Annotated in this window: 18 protein-coding genes and 1 pseudogene; 13 read left to right on the forward strand and 6 right to left on the reverse strand. The window is 61.5% G+C overall.

Translation table 11 applies throughout. The annotated features are described in order from the left end of the window. A pseudogene (locus EOB36_RS28945) lies at positions 1–279 on the forward strand (alpha/beta hydrolase); the annotation flags it as partial. Between the two features lie 236 nt (positions 280–515). Continuing rightward, on the forward strand, positions 516–1139 hold the full coding sequence (locus EOB36_RS28950; protein WP_128286222.1) for a hypothetical protein: 624 nt from the start codon (positions 516–518) through the stop codon (positions 1137–1139). Here EOB36_RS28950 and EOB36_RS28955 read toward each other — a convergent pair. Further along, the gene (locus tag EOB36_RS28955; RefSeq protein WP_127204895.1) at positions 1129–2043 is read right to left on the reverse strand and encodes a metallophosphoesterase; all 915 of its coding nucleotides are present in this window, start codon (positions 2041–2043) and stop codon (positions 1129–1131) included. The two genes, EOB36_RS28950 and EOB36_RS28955, sit on opposite strands and share 11 nt — an antisense overlap. A gap of 53 nt (positions 2044–2096) precedes the next feature. Here EOB36_RS28955 and EOB36_RS28960 point away from each other — a divergent pair, with 53 nt between their 5' ends. Further along, positions 2097–2597 (forward strand): NUDIX domain-containing protein, encoded by a 501-nt coding sequence (locus tag EOB36_RS28960; RefSeq protein ID WP_128286223.1) that lies wholly within the window; start codon positions 2097–2099, stop codon positions 2595–2597. A 1-nt stretch (position 2598) separates the two neighbouring features. Here the strand turns inward: EOB36_RS28960 and EOB36_RS28965 are convergent, their stop codons facing one another. Beyond that, positions 2599–3588, reverse strand: a complete 990-nt coding sequence (locus EOB36_RS28965) for a glutathione S-transferase family protein (protein ID WP_128286224.1) — start codon at positions 3586–3588, stop codon at positions 2599–2601. 274 nt (positions 3589–3862) lie between these two features. Here EOB36_RS28965 and EOB36_RS28970 point away from each other — a divergent pair, with 274 nt between their 5' ends. The 6 genes from EOB36_RS28970 (at position 3863) to EOB36_RS28995 (ending at position 8585) form a co-directional block, all read left to right on the forward strand. Continuing rightward, positions 3863–4399, forward strand: a complete 537-nt coding sequence (locus tag EOB36_RS28970; protein ID WP_095484166.1) for an N-acetyltransferase — start codon at positions 3863–3865, stop codon at positions 4397–4399. Between the two features lie 70 nt (positions 4400–4469). Then, entirely contained in the window at positions 4470–5231 is a 762-nt protein-coding gene (locus EOB36_RS28975) for a 3-hydroxyacyl-CoA dehydrogenase (RefSeq protein WP_128286225.1), read from the forward strand. Positions 5232–5251: 20 nt separating this feature from the next. After that, entirely contained in the window at positions 5252–6424 is a 1173-nt protein-coding gene (locus EOB36_RS28980) for a CaiB/BaiF CoA-transferase family protein (protein WP_095484165.1), read from the forward strand. A gap of 39 nt (positions 6425–6463) precedes the next feature. Further along, positions 6464–7231 (forward strand): HugZ family protein, encoded by a 768-nt coding sequence (locus EOB36_RS28985; protein ID WP_128286226.1) that lies wholly within the window; start codon positions 6464–6466, stop codon positions 7229–7231. 155 nt (positions 7232–7386) lie between these two features. After that, positions 7387–7725 (forward strand): metalloregulator ArsR/SmtB family transcription factor, encoded by a 339-nt coding sequence (locus EOB36_RS28990; protein WP_123149342.1) that lies wholly within the window; start codon positions 7387–7389, stop codon positions 7723–7725. Positions 7726–7781: 56 nt separating this feature from the next. After that, on the forward strand, positions 7782–8585 hold the full coding sequence (locus EOB36_RS28995; protein WP_095484163.1) for an RNA methyltransferase: 804 nt from the start codon (positions 7782–7784) through the stop codon (positions 8583–8585). A gap of 29 nt (positions 8586–8614) precedes the next feature. On the opposite strand, the gene EOB36_RS29000 is transcribed toward EOB36_RS28995, so the two are convergent. Together EOB36_RS29000 and EOB36_RS29005 are read right to left on the reverse strand one after the other, a co-directional pair. Next, positions 8615–9784 carry a hypothetical protein gene (locus EOB36_RS29000; protein WP_128286227.1) on the reverse strand — a complete coding sequence of 390 codons (1170 nt, stop codon included), beginning with the start codon at positions 9782–9784 and terminating at the stop codon, positions 8615–8617. 148 nt (positions 9785–9932) lie between these two features. Next, complete coding sequence (locus EOB36_RS29005) at positions 9933–10514, reverse strand: DUF1134 domain-containing protein (RefSeq protein ID WP_128286228.1); 582 nt, start codon at positions 10512–10514, stop codon at positions 9933–9935. Positions 10515–10870: 356 nt separating this feature from the next. Between EOB36_RS29005 and EOB36_RS29010 the strand changes: the two genes are divergently transcribed. Beyond that, the gene (locus EOB36_RS29010; RefSeq protein ID WP_128286229.1) at positions 10871–11500 is read left to right on the forward strand and encodes a histidine phosphotransferase family protein; all 630 of its coding nucleotides are present in this window, start codon (positions 10871–10873) and stop codon (positions 11498–11500) included. 246 nt (positions 11501–11746) lie between these two features. Beyond that, positions 11747–12115 (forward strand): response regulator, encoded by a 369-nt coding sequence (locus EOB36_RS29015; RefSeq protein ID WP_095484254.1) that lies wholly within the window; start codon positions 11747–11749, stop codon positions 12113–12115. 120 nt (positions 12116–12235) lie between these two features. On the opposite strand, the gene ctrA is transcribed toward EOB36_RS29015, so the two are convergent. Next, the gene (gene ctrA / locus EOB36_RS29020; protein ID WP_006203583.1) at positions 12236–12931 is read right to left on the reverse strand and encodes a cell cycle two-component system response regulator CtrA; all 696 of its coding nucleotides are present in this window, start codon (positions 12929–12931) and stop codon (positions 12236–12238) included. Positions 12932–13382: 451 nt separating this feature from the next. On the opposite strand from ctrA, the gene EOB36_RS29025 reads away from it, so the two are divergent. Then, on the forward strand, positions 13383–13760 hold the full coding sequence (locus EOB36_RS29025; RefSeq protein ID WP_029349790.1) for a flagellar export protein FliJ: 378 nt from the start codon (positions 13383–13385) through the stop codon (positions 13758–13760). Positions 13761–13848: 88 nt separating this feature from the next. On the opposite strand, the gene EOB36_RS29030 is transcribed toward EOB36_RS29025, so the two are convergent. Continuing rightward, positions 13849–14247: a helix-turn-helix domain-containing protein gene (locus EOB36_RS29030; RefSeq protein ID WP_095484159.1), complete on the reverse strand. Its 399-nt coding sequence runs from the start codon at positions 14245–14247 to the stop codon at positions 13849–13851. 92 nt (positions 14248–14339) lie between these two features. Here EOB36_RS29030 and EOB36_RS29035 point away from each other — a divergent pair, with 92 nt between their 5' ends. After that, on the forward strand, positions 14340–15266 hold the full coding sequence (locus EOB36_RS29035) for an NADP-dependent oxidoreductase (protein WP_128286230.1): 927 nt from the start codon (positions 14340–14342) through the stop codon (positions 15264–15266). Positions 15267–15482: the final 216 nt, after the last annotated feature.

Consider the following 15482-nt stretch of genomic DNA (forward strand, 5'->3'; position numbering starts at 1 on the left):
GCTGCAGCCATGACCAGGGGCGATCGGCAGGGCGTCATCCCGCGCGAACGGCTCGAAACGCTTGATATGCCGGTGACGGTGGTTTGGGGGATAGATGACGCGGTGCTGCCCTTCACCCAGGCAGACGGTCTGCCGACGCATTTCCACCTGCACCACGTGTTGGAGGCTGGCCATATGCTGATCGAGGAAGCGCCCGGCCTGATCGCCGAGATCGTCCGCCGCAATATGAAACGCCGCAGCAGGCCGTTTCGTCCGAAATCCGCCGCCGCGGCGAACTGATCCGCCCCTGCCAAAGCGCGGCTTCCAGCCTGGTTTGTCCGGCAAGCCGCTCAATGCATGTCGCCCAAAAGTGCGTAGCGGTTTTGGGATAACGACATGCATAAAAATAGGACTTTAATGCGCGTCGCATGAACCCATTCAGACGCGACGCGCTTTAAACGCCTATCGATCACACAAGTGCATTTTGCCAACGGCTGTGTTAATTCGATGTTAACCAAACCCGCGAGGCAACGCCGATGAAGGACGCAGGCGAGAACATCACACAGATCGATCAGTCGCGAAAACTGTCCGATGCCATCCGCGACGTGAAGAACGCCTTCGCCGACCGCGACGACGTCGTGGTCGACATGCGCGAGGCGCATCGCATGCGGCTCGATTTGCTTGCCGCCGAACTCGCGCCCATCTTTGCTGACGTGCCCGCCGACATGGACAATTTCGACTTCGCCGTCTCGTCCGGGCTGCAGCCGCGCCTGTGGATCGACGCCGTCAGCCATGTCGCCATGGGACGCGACCGCCGCACCTATCGCTTCCTCAGGGATACGCGCATCGGCCGCGTGGTGCTCGCCGAATCGACCGAGATGAAACCGATTGCCGATCAGGTGACGCGCTACGTCGCGGAGCGTGTCGTCGAACGCCAGAGAATGATGGAAGGCGGGGTCGAGCAGGCTGTCGCCGGGCTGAAACGTGCCTTGGTCCCTGAAGCCGAGCCGCCGCTGCAATCCGTCCGGCGCGGCAAGGGTTGGTCGGCCTTCCTCTCCGGTCTCGGCCTGATCGCCGCCGGCGCCCTGGTCGGACTGGCTGTATCGATCGTGTTGTTCTGGGACCGCCTCGTTGCGATGGGACTGAGCTTCAGGCCATAGCGTTCGCGCCAAGTTCCAGAACCTCCAGATCGGAAGGCGGGATGGCCGGGCCGGTCAGGCCGCGTCGCGTCAGCCTGATCCGCCAGTTGTCCTTTTCGCCATCGATCTCCAACAGATTATATTGCGCCGCTGGGTGCCTGCCGCCTGGCGCCTGCCCTGCGGCGGCGACGCCGACCACCGGAATTTTGGCGCCGCGCCCGCCGATGAAGAACAGCGTCGGCTCGTGCGAGTGGCCGTGCAGCACAAGCTCGGCCCCGTGCCGCTGAACGAGCTTGTGGAAGCGGGCAATGCCAAACAGCCGCTTGGGCTGCGAAACGGCGCCGCGCACCGGCGGATGGTGGATCATGATCACCCGGAACAGCCCGCGCTTGGCGGTGGCATCGAGCACTACGCGCAGCCTTTCCGCCTGATCCTCCAGAAAGAAGCCGTTGGCCATGAACGGAGCCGTGGCCCGCGCCGTCGTCACACCGATCAGCGCGACGTTGCCACGCACGCGCAGATAGGGAAAGGCGTCGCGGTCTACCGGCGTATTGACGCCGTCGCCGGTCATCCACGCCGTCCACGACCGGCAGGCCTTGTCGAAGGCGCCAGGCACATAGGCGTCGTGGTTTCCCGGAACGACCGACACATCATCGGGAGAACCCAGCGTCTCCAGCCAGTGCTTGCCCATCTCGATCTCACCGTCGAGCGCCAGATTGACCAGATCGCCGGTGACCGCAAGGTGATCCGGTGCGCTCGCCTTGATATCGGCGACGATGGTGTCGATGACGGCATCGCGCATGTGACGGCGGCGGTTGCGCTGCCAGTTGACGTAACCGACCACGCGCTTGGAGGCGAGATCGCGATAGGTTACACCGGGGAGCGGTCCCAGATGGATATCGGAAATATGCGCGAGCCTGAACATCCTCTCTTCATAAGCGACGCGCGCGCTGCTTTCCACCCACGGTTTCGTGCGTGATGACGCGGCCCGAACCGAAGCAGGCCTTCCGCCAGACCGGCTGGCCGGGTCTCAGGGCAAGGCTGTTTCATCTGTATTTCGTGCTGCGGCGGCCGATGACGCTCGGGGTGCGCGGCCTGGTCCACGACCGCACGTTCAATTCCGTCTTCCTCATTCGCCACACCTATGTACCGGGCTGGCAGCTTCCCGGCGGTGGCGTCGAGCTGGGCGAGACGATGATCGAGGCGCTGGCGCGCGAGCTCTCCGAGGAGGCCAATATTGCATTGACCGCGTCGCCGGTGCTGAAATCGATGCACTTCAACCGGCGGGCCAGCCGCCGCGACCATGTCGGACTCTATTTGGTCGAGCAGTTCAATCAGACGGCGCCGAAGCTGCCGGACCGCGAGATCGCCGCGGCCGGTTTCTTTCCGCTTGACCGCCTGCCGGAAGGAACGACGCCGGCCACGTTGCGGCGGATTGCCGAGATTTTTGGCGGCGCGGCGGCGTCGCCCTACTGGTAGATCACGCCGCTTTCCTGAACCGCACCCGATCATGTGGCGCCGCGTAGTCCAGCCCCGGTCCGACCGGCACGATGCGGGTCGGGTTGATCGTTTCGTGGCTGCCATAATAGTGCGCCTTGATGTGGTGCAGGCTCACCGTTCCCGCGACTTCAGGGACCTGATAGAGGTCGCGCAGATAGTTCGACAGGTTCGGATAGTCGGCGATGCGGCGCAGGTTGCACTTGAAATGGCCGACATAGACTGGATCGAAGCGGACCAGCGTGGTGAACAGCCGCCAATCGGCCTCTGTAATGCGGTGACCGACGAGATAACGCTGGCGAGACAGACGGTCCTCGAGTTGGTCGAGCGCCGAGAACAGTTCGCCAAACGCTTCCTCATAGGCCGCTTGCGTGGTGGCGAAGCCGGCCCGGTAGACGCCGTTATTGACTGAGGGATAGACCAGCGCATTGACGGCGTCGATCTCGCCGCGCAGTGCTTTCGGATAGAAGTCGAGGCTGGCATCGCCCCATTCGTCGAAGGCTGAATTGAGCATCCGGATGATCTCGGAGGACTCATTGGAGACGATTGTTTGTTCTTGCCTGTCCCACAGAACCGGCACCGTCACGCGGCCGGAATAGGCGGGATCGGCCTTGGTGTAGATCTGATGCAGGAAATCGAGCCCGTAGAGCGTGTCGCCGGTGGCGCCGTCCTCGGCCAGGAACGCCCAGCCATCGGCGCCCATGAAGTGGTGGACGACCGAGACGGAAATCACGTCCTTGAGCCTCTTCAGCGCGCGGAAGATCAGCGTCCGGTGCGCCCAGGGACAGGCAAGCGAGACATAGAGATGGTATCGACCGGGCTCGGCCATGAAGCCGCGCTTGCGGCCCTCGGCTGGTGCGCCATCGCGAGTGACCCAATCGCGCCATTGCGACTGTGCCCGCACGAACTTGCCCCCACTGTCTGCGGTGTCGTACCCGCGATCATGCCACCTGCCTTGGACCAGCAGTCCCATACTAAATCTCCTTGCGTCCTCTTCACCATTTAGGCGCAAGGCGGCGCTGCCGAAGTCGTCATGCGCTGAACAGACCGTCACTTGGGCGAAACGGCAGGCGAAAACGGCCGATTGCAGCGGCTGGAAATTGATGCTAGCGGACAATCCGCATGTTCGACTTTGCTTTGATCCGGTTCGACCGACGACGAAAGGGCGCCCGCGCTTGATAAAGCGCTGACTGGCGAACGCTGCCGTTTGCAGCAAACCTTTCCCCGTATACCGGAACGCAAAGACCATGAGCCTTGCCGACGTGAAATACCTGCCGGAAACTCCGGCGCATGACCTCGAAATCGAAGCCATCAACGACGAAGCCTTCGGGCCGGGCCGTTTCGTGCTGGGCGCCTACAAGATCCGCGAGGGCGGCCCGCATGAACGCGCCCTGTCCTTCGTGGCCGTCGATGGCGATATCGTTGTCGCCTCGGTGCGCATGACGCGTATCGCGGCAGGCGCCGGCCGCGCGCTGATGCTCGGACCGCTTGCCGTGCGGCCGGCCTTCAAGAATCTCGGTATCGGCCGCCGGCTGGTGGCAATCGCGCTGGAAGCCGCCGCCAAGGCCGGCATGCCTGCCGTGATGCTTGTTGGCGACGAGCCCTATTACGGCCCGCTCGGCTTCAAGAGAATCCCGCGTGGGCAAATCTCCATGCCGCGCCCGGTCGATCTCGACCGGCTTTTGTCGCACGAGATCGTGCCGGGCGCGGTGTCAAGGCTGGTGGGGGAGGTTTGCCACGCCGATCAGGCAAGGGTTGCCGCGCACGTCGCCGCGATGGCGTGACCATCCGGATGCTGTTGCGCCGTTCTGTCGGGCTTCGTAGCATATGGCCGGCAGGATGGAGGACGCCGGCATGAACCCTAACGGTCAGATTGCGATCGTCACCGGCGGTGGCTCCGGCCTCGGCGAGGCGACGGCGCGGGCGCTGGCCGCGAAGGGCGCCGGCGTTGCCATCCTCGACCTCGGCATCGACCGTGCGGCGAAGGTTGCGGCTGATATCGGCGGCATCGCCGTCCAATGCGACGTGAGCAGCGCCGACGGCGCTGCTGCTTGCGTGGCGGAAGTGGCAAAAACGCTCGGCGAGCCCCGTATCCTGGTTAATTGCGCCGGCACCGCCATCGGCGTGAAGACAATCGGCAAGGACGGCCCGCATCCGCTCGACCAGTACCGCAAGGTGATCGAGGTCAATCTGATCGGCACCTTCAACATGATCCGCCTCGTCGCCGACCGGGCCGCGAAGCTTGCGCCGCTGGAGGGCGGCGAGCGCGGCGTCATCGTCAACACGGCATCGGTCGCCGCCTATGACGGTCAAATCGGCCAGGCGGCCTATTCGGCCTCCAAGGGCGGCGTCGTCGCCATGACGCTGCCGGTGGCGCGCGACCTCGCCCGGTCGGGCATTCGCGTCTGCACTATTGCGCCCGGCATCTTCAAGACGCCGATGATGGCCGGCATGCCGCAAGAGGTGCAGGATTCGCTGGGCGCCGCGGTGCCCTTCCCGTCCCGTCTCGGCGAGCCTTCCGAATATGCAGCCCTTGTGCTGCACATCATCGAAAACCAGATGCTCAACGGCGAGACCATCCGCCTCGATGGCGCCATCCGCATGGCGCCGAAGTAGCCGACCATGAGTGCCCGACCATGAGTGCCGAGGTCTCCCCGCTGGCGAAGACCGGCCCGCTCGCCGGTCTGACGGTGATCGAGATGGCCGGGATTGGACCGGTGCCGCTGGCCGGCCTGATGCTGTCGGAGATGGGAGCCGAGGTGCTGCGCATCGAGCGGGCTGGATCAACCCAGCCGTTTCTGTCGCTACCGGACGAATATGACATCGACCGTCACGGCCGCTCTATGCTGCGGATTGACCTGAAGCGCCAGGAGGGTGTCGAACTGGTGCTGCGCCTCGCCGAAAAGGCCGACATGCTGATCGAAGGGTTTCGTCCTGATGTCATGGAGCGGCTTGGTCTCGGGCCCGATGCCGCAGTGGCGCGCAACCCGGCGCTGATCTACGGCCGCATGACGGGGTTCGGCCAGAACGGACCGCTATCTGGTCGTGCCGGTCACGACATCACCTATCTCGCCTATTCGGGTGTGCTGCACGCTATCGGCCAGGAAGGAAGCCGGCCAGTCCCACCGCTCAACCTCGTCGCCGACTATGGCGGCGGCGCCATGATGCTGATTGCCGGCGCGCTGGCCGCGCTGTTTGAGCGTTCGCGCTCCGGCAAGGGCCAGGTGATCGACGCCGCGATGACCGAGGGCGCTTCGATGCTGACGACACCTATGCACGCCTTGATGGCGGCGGGCCTGTGGAGTGACAGACGCGGCGCGAACCTGCTCGATTCCGGGGCGCCCTTTTACGACACCTATGAGACGGCGGACGCACGGCATGTCGCCGTCGGCTGCCTTGAACCCCGGTTCTTCGCCGAATTCGCAAGACTGCTACCGCTCGACGAGCGTTTTGTACGCGGCCAATACGACAGGACCTTGTGGCCAGAGATGCGTGCCGCGATTGTCGATCGGGTCCGGCAGAAGACACGGGACGACTGGGACCGGCTCTTTGCTGCGACCGATGCTTGCTTTGCGCCGGTTCTGTCGCTAAGGGAAGCTAGGGATCATCCGCACAATCGCGCTCGCAACGCCTTTGTGACGTCGGGTGCGCTTGAGCGCCCCGCCCCAGCGCCGCGCTTTTCGCGCTCCCGGCCGACGCTTGCCGCCGTGCCGGCCGTTCACGATCGTCAGGCGGCGACCGTGCTGGCACGCTTCGGCCTTTCGGCAAGCGAGACTGAGGCCCTTGTCAAATCCGGTGTGATAGGTTGATAACTGGAAAGCAAACATCAGCTTAAGACGGTGAGCATTTTGGGCGACCGAAAGAAGGACGTGATTCGCGAGACCGACGCCGAAGCGATCAGGCTGGCGAAGACGCTGATCCGCAGGGCCCGTTTCGGCGCGCTGGCGGTGATCGAGCCTGGGACCGGTTCGCCGCTGGCCAGCAGGGTTGGTGTCGCCACCGATATCGACGGCACGCCGCTGATCCTCGTATCGATGCTGTCCGCCCACACCGGCGCGATCCTTGCAGACCCGCGCTGTTCCCTGCTTGTCGGCGAGCCCGGCAAGGGCGACCCGCTGGCGCACCCGCGGTTGACGCTCGTCTGTCGGGCAGCACGGCTTGAGCGCGGATCCGACGAGCACGCCCGCGCCGAACGGCGTTATCTCAACCGTAACCCCAAGGCGAAGCTCTATGCCGGACTTGGCGACTTCTCGGTCTTCCGCCTCGAGCCGGAGCGCGCCAGTCTCAACGGCGGCTTTGGCAAGGCCTACTTGCTCGAGCGCACCGATCTGGTCATGACCGCGCCGATCGTCGAAGAGCTTGCCGCTGGCGAACAATCCGCCCTCGACCACATGAATGCCGACCATGGCGATGCAATTGCCGTCTACGCCAAGGCCGCAGGCGACGGCTGGATCATCACCGGCTTCGACGCCGACGGCATGGACCTGGCGTTGGGCGACGATGTCTGCCGGGTCTTTTTCCCCGAGCCACTGAGGACGGCGCGTGAGCTCAGGCATGTTCTGGTCGACATGGCAAAGACCGGCCGAGTGGCAGACGAAACACAGTCCGACAGTTAATCGCGTCGGGTCGAAAGCAAGTCTTGAGGTTTGAGTGAAATGTTCTACCCTTTCGCGGTAGCGTTGAATCGTCAGCGCACATTCGCGAGTGAGTCTATGGAATCAGACGCTATTGCCCCCATAGCGCCGGATGAGCAGGAAGGTATGGGGGATCAATGGTCTCGAAAAAGCTAATCGCCAACGCCGAATCAGCGGCTGCGTTTCTGACGCTGATGGGCAACGAGAAACGACTGTTGATCATGAACTATCTGGCCGATGGTGAAATGTCGGTCGGCGCTATCGCCGAGAAGGTTCTGCTCAGCCAATCCGCCCTGTCACAGCATCTGGCCAAACTGCGGGCGCTCGATCTCGTCGAGACCCGGCGCGACCGGCAGATGATCTACTATTCCTGTAAATCCGATGCCGTGCGCGAACTTCTCAACACGCTGGACGGGATTTTCGGCGAGGGTGAGTTATCGCAGATGGCGTATCGCCTGCGTCGCTCCGGGACTTGACCGGCCGGCCCAAGTTCTCCTTCCCTCGCTGACCTTTTTCGTCTGCCGAGGCAAGCATGCGTCCCATTCATATCGACGACCCGCAAGACCCGCGCGTCTCCGCCTATCTCGATATCCGCGAGCGCGATCTTGCCGGCCGGCAAGGCCGCTTCATTGCCGAAGGCAAGGTGGTGCTCGAAATGCTGTTCGCCGCCGAACGCTTCACGGCCGAATCGGTGCTCATACTCGAAAACCGGCTGGCCGGCCTCGATGCAACTCTGCGCCGGGCGCCCGCGGACCTTCCGATCTACGTGGTGACCAGCGAGGTCATGGACAGGATTGCCGGCTTTCACATGCATCGCGGCATATTGGCGATCGGCCGCAAGGGTGCGGCGCAGCCTGCCGAGGCCTTGCTGGACACCCTGCCCGCCCGTGCGTTGATCGTCGTGCTGGTCGGCATCGCCAACCATGACAATATGGGCTCGATCTTTCGCAATGCCGCTGCTTTCGGCGCCGATGCGGTGTTTCTGGACACGACCTGCTGCGATCCGCTGTACCGCAAGGCGATCCGCGTCTCGGTCGGCGCCGCGCTGAAAGTTCCCTTCGCCTCCTTCACTGAGACCGGCGGCTTCACCGCAGCGCTCGACCGGCTGGGCTTCGGCCAGTTCGCTTTGTCGCCACGCGGGCGAACCGAGATCCGTAATGCGAAAACGACTGAACGGCTGGCGCTCTATCTCGGCACCGAAGGCGAAGGCCTGCCTGAGAGCCTGCTCGCCCGCCTGCGGACGGTGCGGATCGATATGGCAGAAGGCTTCGACAGCCTGAATGTCGCCGCCGCGTCAGCCATCGCCTTGCATCATTTTTCGGCAGGCAGGACCTGAGCCGCAGAGGTCAGCATCACTGCCTGGGTTCAATGCGCCGACTCGGCCTTCTGCAGCGCCCGCACGCGATCGGCAAGGCTGCGTTCACCGCTTCCCGATTGCTTGGGTGCCGCAAGAACCTTTGCGATCGGCGAATCCGGCCCGTCGAGCCTCGCCGTCAGGGCGACGACCTGCGCCGCCAGGTCGCTCATCTGCTCGCGCAACGCAGCGCTGGCGCGGCGCGCATCGCTGCCGCCTTCCGATTTGGACGCCTCGAAGGCGGCAATATCCGTTTTCAGTTTCTTGTTCTCGCGGGCCAGTTCCGTCAGCCTCGCCTCCAACCGCTCCCGGTCGCTGTCGAGCTTGGCGATGGCTTTTTCGATGTCATGGTCGCCCTTGACGGCCGCATTGACCTGACTGCCTTGCACTCCGACGAGACGCACCGCCGACGCGTTTTCCACGCTTTCGCCTTTCGACTTTTCGCGAAGCCGCGCGATTTCCTTTTCGCGGCGATCAAGCTTGTCCTCGCGATCGGCAAGCGTGGCGAGCAGGCGCTCGACCTTTTTGACCAGTTCGCCGGTCCTTTTCTTTTCGGCCTTCAGCGCGTCTCGCACGGCCTTGCTCTCGGCCGCGATCTCCTGTTGGCGCCTGTCCGCCTCCTTGCGTTGGCCGCGCAGCACCGAAATGTCGTCGGCCAGCTTTTGCAGCTCGGATTCGCGCGCCACAAGTTCGATCTGACGGCTGCTGGAAGAAAAGCTGGCGTCGTCATACATGTGCTCCAGCTTTTTCAGCTCGAGCACACGCCTTTCCAGGGCATGCTCGGCTTGAGCGAGCCGATCCGACAAAAGCTGCAACTGGTCTTCGCGCTGCCGAAATTCTTTGCCCTTGGCCTCGAGTTCGGAAAGGGCCTGTTCCTTGTCCTTCCGCTCGACCGCCAGTTCCTTCAGTGCCTCGCGGCCGCGGCCGATCTCGACAAGCTGTTCGGCCGATTTCTCGCGCAGCGATTTGACGCTCATCTCAAGCCGGCGCGTCGACATGGCGAACTCGGCGCGGATGCGATCCTTCTCCGCTTGGATCTCGGCCAGTGTCAGCGGCATCGAGCCCTCGACGCGCTTGCGCGTCAGCATCACGGCCCGCCGCCAGATGGCCGGGGCAATCATCAGCGCCAGAAAGCCGGCGCAGAGAAAGCCGAGGACAAAGAACAGGACCGACTGAACCAAGGTGACTATCCGTTATGGACGGCAAACAACCGTTATGGACTGTGCCACGTTCGCATGACGGAATTCCAGTGCTGCGGCAAGGGTCTGCCGCAGCAATGTCCAGATCGTCAACCCTGGAACCAATCGAGATCGCGAGGCAACCGCTTGCTCAGAACGGATTCCAGGTGGCGCGCTGGGTAAGCTTGAGATAGCCGAGATTGACACCAAGCCGGGCGCCGACGCCGGTACGGATCGGCACCAGCAGCACATTGTTGTTTTTCATCACGTTGAAGCCGACGCCAGCCACGATATAGGCCGAGCCGGCAACGCCGCCGAAACGATTGTAGAGGCTGTTCACATCATCGAGATTATAGACCAGCATCATCACCCGCGAGCCTTCGCCGCCAAAATCCCAGCCAAGCGACGGGCCCTGCCAGAACACTTTGTGATCACCGGCATTCTTGGTGTAGAGCGTGCCTTCGCCATAGGTCAGGCCACCGATCAGCGCGCCCGAGCCCTCTTCGCCAAGCAAATAGCCATTGGGCAGGCCGTAGGAGGCGAAAATCTTCTCGACGACGGTAGCGAGCCCGCCCGACGTCGCGCCGAAGAATTTATGACCGGAATCGACGATCTCCTGAGCGGTATATTCCTGGGCCCGCGAAGCCGAGGTTGAAAAGACGACAAGGCCCACGAGAGCGATCGCCATTGAGATGACACGGAAAAGGCTCCGGTCGTAGTATCGGGAATACATGCTTCCAATCTCCGTCAGGGAGCACCTTCGCCGACGCCTCGCATCCGTGCGGCTCTTTGGCGGCCGTTAAGGATGGCTGTTATAGGCAAACTATGCCGTAATCCTTTTTCAACCATTAAGCTTTCACATGAAGATGGCGGTTAGAAGGCTGGTTCGAGCCGGTTTCGCGTCGCCCGCGCAGTATCCGCACCCTGCGTGAACACACCATTTTCGATAACGACAATTCCGGATTTGTTGCTGCACGCTCAGGCGCTGTGTATTCAGTAGGCCTTGGGAGAGAGCGTGATTCGTGTGGGCAGGCGTGATCATCGATCGCCCGGCCATTTTTGAGTGAAATTTTGCAGGGACTTTCGCCGATGGCCGAGCTTTTCACCCTTTCCGCACCCGATCTCGCAGCACTTTTGTGCAGCCGGGTCTGCCACGACATCATTTCGCCAGTCGGCGCCATAAACAACGGGCTCGAGCTGCTCGATGAAGGCGGCGCCGACGAAGACGCCATGAAATTGATTCGCCAGAGCGCCAGAAACGCTTCGGCTCGCCTGCAATTCGCCCGCATCGCCTTCGGCGCAGCCGGTTCTGCCGGCATGATGATCGACACGGGGGACGCCGAGGCCGTTGCGATCGCCTTCCTCAAGAACGAGAAGCCGGAACTGGTCTGGAACGGGACCCGTGCGCTGCTGCCCAAGAACAAGGTCAAGCTGCTGCTCAACCTCATTCTCGTCGCCAACGCCGCCATCCCGCGTGGTGGCAAGCTTACGGTCACGCTTGAAGACCTCGACACCGAACCACGCTTTGCGCTCGCCGCGAGCGGTCCGATGCTGCGCGTGCCGCCCAAATTCCTGGAACTTCATTCCGGCAACAAGCCTGAGGAGCCGATCGACGCGCATTCGGTGCAGCCCTATTACACACTGCTTCTGGCGCGCGAGGCCAATATGACGATATCGATCCACGCGACCGCGGAAGAAATCGTGCTTTCGGTTGCCTGAGGCAGCCAAGCTGGCTGAAAAGAACAGATAAGTATTTTTATAGACAATACTTACTGAACAACTACAGTTTAATGAACTGAGTCTTCAAACTTAGATCGAACGAAGAATCGATCAAGTAGTTTCTGTATAAGCCTTTCTTGCAAAAATTTTACCTAATGGCTTTTCGGCTTCTTTACCGGATTGACCTACGGTGCCCTTCAGTACCGCGACGCTGCCGGATTGCCGCATGGCAAAGAGGGCCCGGAAATGAAACGCTGCATGTTCATCGACGATTCGAGCGTCATCAGGAAGGTTGCAAAGCGCATCCTGGGTGGGTCCGACATGCTGGTCATCGAAGCCGCCAGCGGATTTGATGCGGTCGAGATGTGCACTGCCGACATGCCGGACATCATCGTCATCGACGGCGCCTTGCCGGACATGCAGGCGGTGGACGTCATCCGCCGCGTGCGCGCCATGGAAAGCCCGGTTCAGCCCCAGATCCTGATTTCGCTGGTTGAGGTCGACGTCGCTTCGATCATGCGGGCAAAGCGCGCCGGCGCTCAAGGCTATCTGCTGAAGCCGTTCAATCGGCCGCAACTTCTCGAGCGCTTCCGCACCTTGACCGTTGCAGCCTGATTCGCCGAACCCCTCGCGCATGATCCGGGAAATCGGCGCTCTAATATCTGCGACATGAACGCAAAATCCGGCCGAAGCCGGATTTTTGTCGGAAAAATCGATCGGATCGGCGTTGTCGGCTCAGGCGCTGACGCGGATATCTTCCGGCTCGCGCAGCACATAGCCGCGACCCCAAACCGTCTCGATGTAATTCTGGCCGCCGGAAGCAGCGTCGAGCTTCTTGCGCAGCTTGCAGATGAAGACGTCGATGATCTTCAGCTCCGGTTCGTCCATGCCGCCGTAAAGGTGGTTGAGGAACATTTCCTTGGTAAGCGTGGTGCCCTTGCGCAGCGAGAGCAACTCCAGCATCTGATATTCCTTGCCGGTCAGATGCACGCGCTGGCCACCGACCTCAACGGTCTTGGCATCGAGATTGACCACCAGGTCGCCAGTGGTGATCACCGACTGGGCATGGCCCTTGGAGCGCCGCACGATAGCGTGGATGCGGGCGACCAGTTCGTCCTTGTGGAACGGCTTGGTCATGTAGTCGTCTGCGCCGAAGCCGAGGCCGCGTACCTTGTCCTCGATGCCGGCCATGCCGGAGAGGATAAGGATAGGCGTCTTCACTTTCGAAAGGCGAAGTGTTCTCAAGACCTCATATCCCGACATATCGGGGAGATTGAGGTCGAGAAGGATGATGTCGTAGTCGTAGAGCTTGCCTAGATCGACACCTTCTTCACCAAGATCGGTCGTATAGACATTGAAACTTTCCGATTTCAACATCAGCTCGATGCTTTGTGCGGTCGCACTGTCATCTTCTATCAGCAGAACACGCATTTCATTCCCCTTTTCTGCTGCCGGACCATTTCACGACCCGTCCAGGACCGGAGCAGTGATTGCCTGAGCAGAGGCTGCCATCGAATGGTTAACAAAACCTAATTCCGTGCCGTTGACGGTACCAGATTTTTTAACCCCTTTCTACACCTTGTTGAATCTAATAATGAATCACAGAACCAAACCGCTAATGCAGAACATTAAAAAGCCAGACTAAGTGACTCCAGGGACTCGTCGGCCGCGTTTCCGTATCGAGAGCCGGAATTTTTACCCGGCCTTAAGTCCTGAGCCGTATGATTAACAATGCCCGTAAACGAATGGTTACCGCCGGCAAAAAACTTTAGGAATTTGTTTCCCATAGTTCCGGTAAAGTCGGTGGAAACGGGTGAAGCCTGAGGTTTGCCAGGTGGATTGGGCGATATGTGCAGGTGTGCGTTTCCAGGAGTACCGAATCATGAAGTCACGTGAAAACCTCGTTCGGCTGAAGCAGTTTCAGGTGAACGAGAAGAGGCGGCAATTGCTGCAACTCGACATGATGATCGCTGAATTCGAGCGCATGGCTGTCGAACTGGAACTTCAGATCACTGCCGAAGAAAAGAAAGCCGGCATCACCGACATCAACCATTTTGCCTATCCGACCTTCGCCAAGGCAGCGCGCCTGCGCCGCGACAACCTCAGAAATTCGCAAAGCGACCTCGCCCAGCAACGAAGCGTCGCCGAATCACTGCTCGGCGAAGCCGAAGCGGAGCTTTCCAAAGCGGAAATGCTCGAATCGCGCGACACCAAGATCCGCGACGCCGAGACCGGCGGCCGCAGCGCCATGATCGGCTGAAAACAAGGCTTTAAGGGCCAATCAAAGCCCAGCGATCCGGGCGTTGCTCATCTGGAACGTCGCCGCTCATACCGGGCCGTCAGCAGGCTTACGCCACCAAATCCCCTTCATGTTCCGCGACCGCCCGCGCCCGGGCATCCTTGATGTCGGGAGCATGCTGCTCTGACCAGGATCTGATCTGATTGAGCAGCCCCGCCAGGTTCTGGCCGAGCTCGGTCAATTCATATTCGACCCGCGGTGGGATAACCGGAAAGATCTCGCGCCGCACCAGGCCATCGCGCTCAAGCACGCGCAGCGTGTGCGTCAGCATTTTCGGAGAAATGCCTTCGAGCTTGCGCGCCAATTCGCCGTTGCGCAGCCGGCCCCGGCGCAACGCGCAGATCACCAGATAGACCCATTTGCTGGCGAGCATTTCAAGCACGGTGTGCGAGGGGCACGTCCGCCGGAATGCGTCGTAGCCAAATGGGGATTTATCTTCGCTATCCATAAGGTGCCTATATATCGAAAAGGTACATACTAGACAAGCGGATATTACTATCCAAATGATAGTGGCACACCAACAAGCAGGAGAGCCTCCCAATGCGTGCCGTTATCCAGAATTCCGTCGGCGGACCCGAAGTCCTCGTCATCGCCGACCGTCCGGCACCGTCGCCCAACGCCGGCGAGGTGCTTATCCGCGTCGGCGCCTCCGGCATCAATCCGGTCGATGGTGCGGTTCGCGCCGGCCGCTATCCGCTGCTCGGCGAGCCGCCCTTCATCCTCGGCTGGGATGTTTCGGGAACCGTCGAGGCGCTGGGGTCTGGCGTAACCGGCCTAAAGGTCGGCGACGCCGTATTCGGAATGCCGCGCTTTCCCAAGCAGGCGGCCGCCTATGCCGAATTGGCCGCCGTCCCGGCGGACGAGATCGCGCCGAAGCCGAAAGGCATCGATCACCTCCATGCCGCGGCACTGCCGCTGGCCGGCCTGACGGCCTGGCAAGGTCTGGTTCGCCATGGCGGGCTCGAACAAGGCCAGCGCGTATTGATCCACGCGGCGGCCGGTGGCGTCGGGCATTTGGCGGTGCAGATCGCCAAGGCGCGCGGCGCTTATGTCGTCGCCACCGCGAGCCCTGAAAAGCTCGACTTCGCACGCTCGCTGGGAGCCGACGAAGTGATCGATTACACAAAGGATGATTTCGTCGACAAGGCCCATGACATCGACCTCGTCCTGGAGATGTTTGGCGGCGATCATGCGCAGCGCTCGCTGAAGGTTCTCAAGGCCGGCGGCGTGCTGGTGTCATTGCTCGATGTCAGCGACACCACAAAGGCAGAAGCCAAGGCGCAAGATATCCGCGTCGAGCGGATGTCCGTCGTGCCCGACCGCGCAGGCCTTGTAGAACTTGGCAAGCTTATCGAAGCGAAAAAGCTTGCCGCCCATGTGGCAAAGGCCTTTCCGCTCGAAGAAGCAGGCGCTGCCCATGCCTTTCTCGCCACCAGGCCGATCGGCAAGGTGGTGCTGACGGCCTGAAGCAGAGAAAACCGTTCCGGCAAAACAAAAAGGGCGCGGATTATCGCGCCTTTTGACGTCCTCGAACCAGCCTTAATGCCGATATTGCTGGATGCGGCGCTTGCCGGCAGATATCTCAAATGCCGACGAAAAGACTAACGCGGCGTTCATGATCCTTACCTAGCTATTAGGGTCTGCTTAGGCAATTTTTAAAGCTGTGGCGGTAATGTGGTGGGG

Origin of the sequence: Mesorhizobium sp. M6A.T.Cr.TU.017.01.1.1 (genome assembly GCF_004023115.1) — a bacterium.
Classification (GTDB): Bacteria; Pseudomonadota; Alphaproteobacteria; order Rhizobiales; family Rhizobiaceae; genus Mesorhizobium; species Mesorhizobium mediterraneum.

Bases quoted from the DNA above. Each gene is read 5' to 3' on its own strand.
- EOB36_RS28950 (WP_128286222.1), top strand. From the start codon at position 516: ATGAAGGACGCAGGCGAGAACATCACACAGATCGATCAGTCGCGAAAA.
- EOB36_RS29035 (WP_128286230.1), top strand. From the start codon at position 14,340: ATGCGTGCCGTTATCCAGAATTCCGTCGGCGGACCCGAAGTCCTCGTC.
- EOB36_RS29010 (WP_128286229.1), top strand. From the start codon at position 10,871: ATGGCCGAGCTTTTCACCCTTTCCGCACCCGATCTCGCAGCACTTTTG.
- EOB36_RS28965 (WP_128286224.1), bottom strand. From the start codon at position 3,588: ATGGGACTGCTGGTCCAAGGCAGGTGGCATGATCGCGGGTACGACACC.
- EOB36_RS29030 (WP_095484159.1), bottom strand. From the start codon at position 14,247: ATGGATAGCGAAGATAAATCCCCATTTGGCTACGACGCATTCCGGCGG.
- EOB36_RS28970 (WP_095484166.1), top strand. From the start codon at position 3,863: ATGAGCCTTGCCGACGTGAAATACCTGCCGGAAACTCCGGCGCATGAC.
- EOB36_RS28975 (WP_128286225.1), top strand. From the start codon at position 4,470: ATGAACCCTAACGGTCAGATTGCGATCGTCACCGGCGGTGGCTCCGGC.
- EOB36_RS28990 (WP_123149342.1), top strand. From the start codon at position 7,387: ATGGTCTCGAAAAAGCTAATCGCCAACGCCGAATCAGCGGCTGCGTTT.
- EOB36_RS28960 (WP_128286223.1), top strand. From the start codon at position 2,097: ATGACGCGGCCCGAACCGAAGCAGGCCTTCCGCCAGACCGGCTGGCCG.
- EOB36_RS29025 (WP_029349790.1), top strand. From the start codon at position 13,383: ATGAAGTCACGTGAAAACCTCGTTCGGCTGAAGCAGTTTCAGGTGAAC.
- EOB36_RS28995 (WP_095484163.1), top strand. From the start codon at position 7,782: ATGCGTCCCATTCATATCGACGACCCGCAAGACCCGCGCGTCTCCGCC.
- EOB36_RS29015 (WP_095484254.1), top strand. From the start codon at position 11,747: ATGAAACGCTGCATGTTCATCGACGATTCGAGCGTCATCAGGAAGGTT.
- ctrA (WP_006203583.1), bottom strand. From the start codon at position 12,931: ATGCGTGTTCTGCTGATAGAAGATGACAGTGCGACCGCACAAAGCATC.
- EOB36_RS29005 (WP_128286228.1), bottom strand. From the start codon at position 10,514: ATGTATTCCCGATACTACGACCGGAGCCTTTTCCGTGTCATCTCAATG.
- EOB36_RS28955 (WP_127204895.1), bottom strand. From the start codon at position 2,043: ATGTTCAGGCTCGCGCATATTTCCGATATCCATCTGGGACCGCTCCCC.
- EOB36_RS28980 (WP_095484165.1), top strand. From the start codon at position 5,252: ATGAGTGCCGAGGTCTCCCCGCTGGCGAAGACCGGCCCGCTCGCCGGT.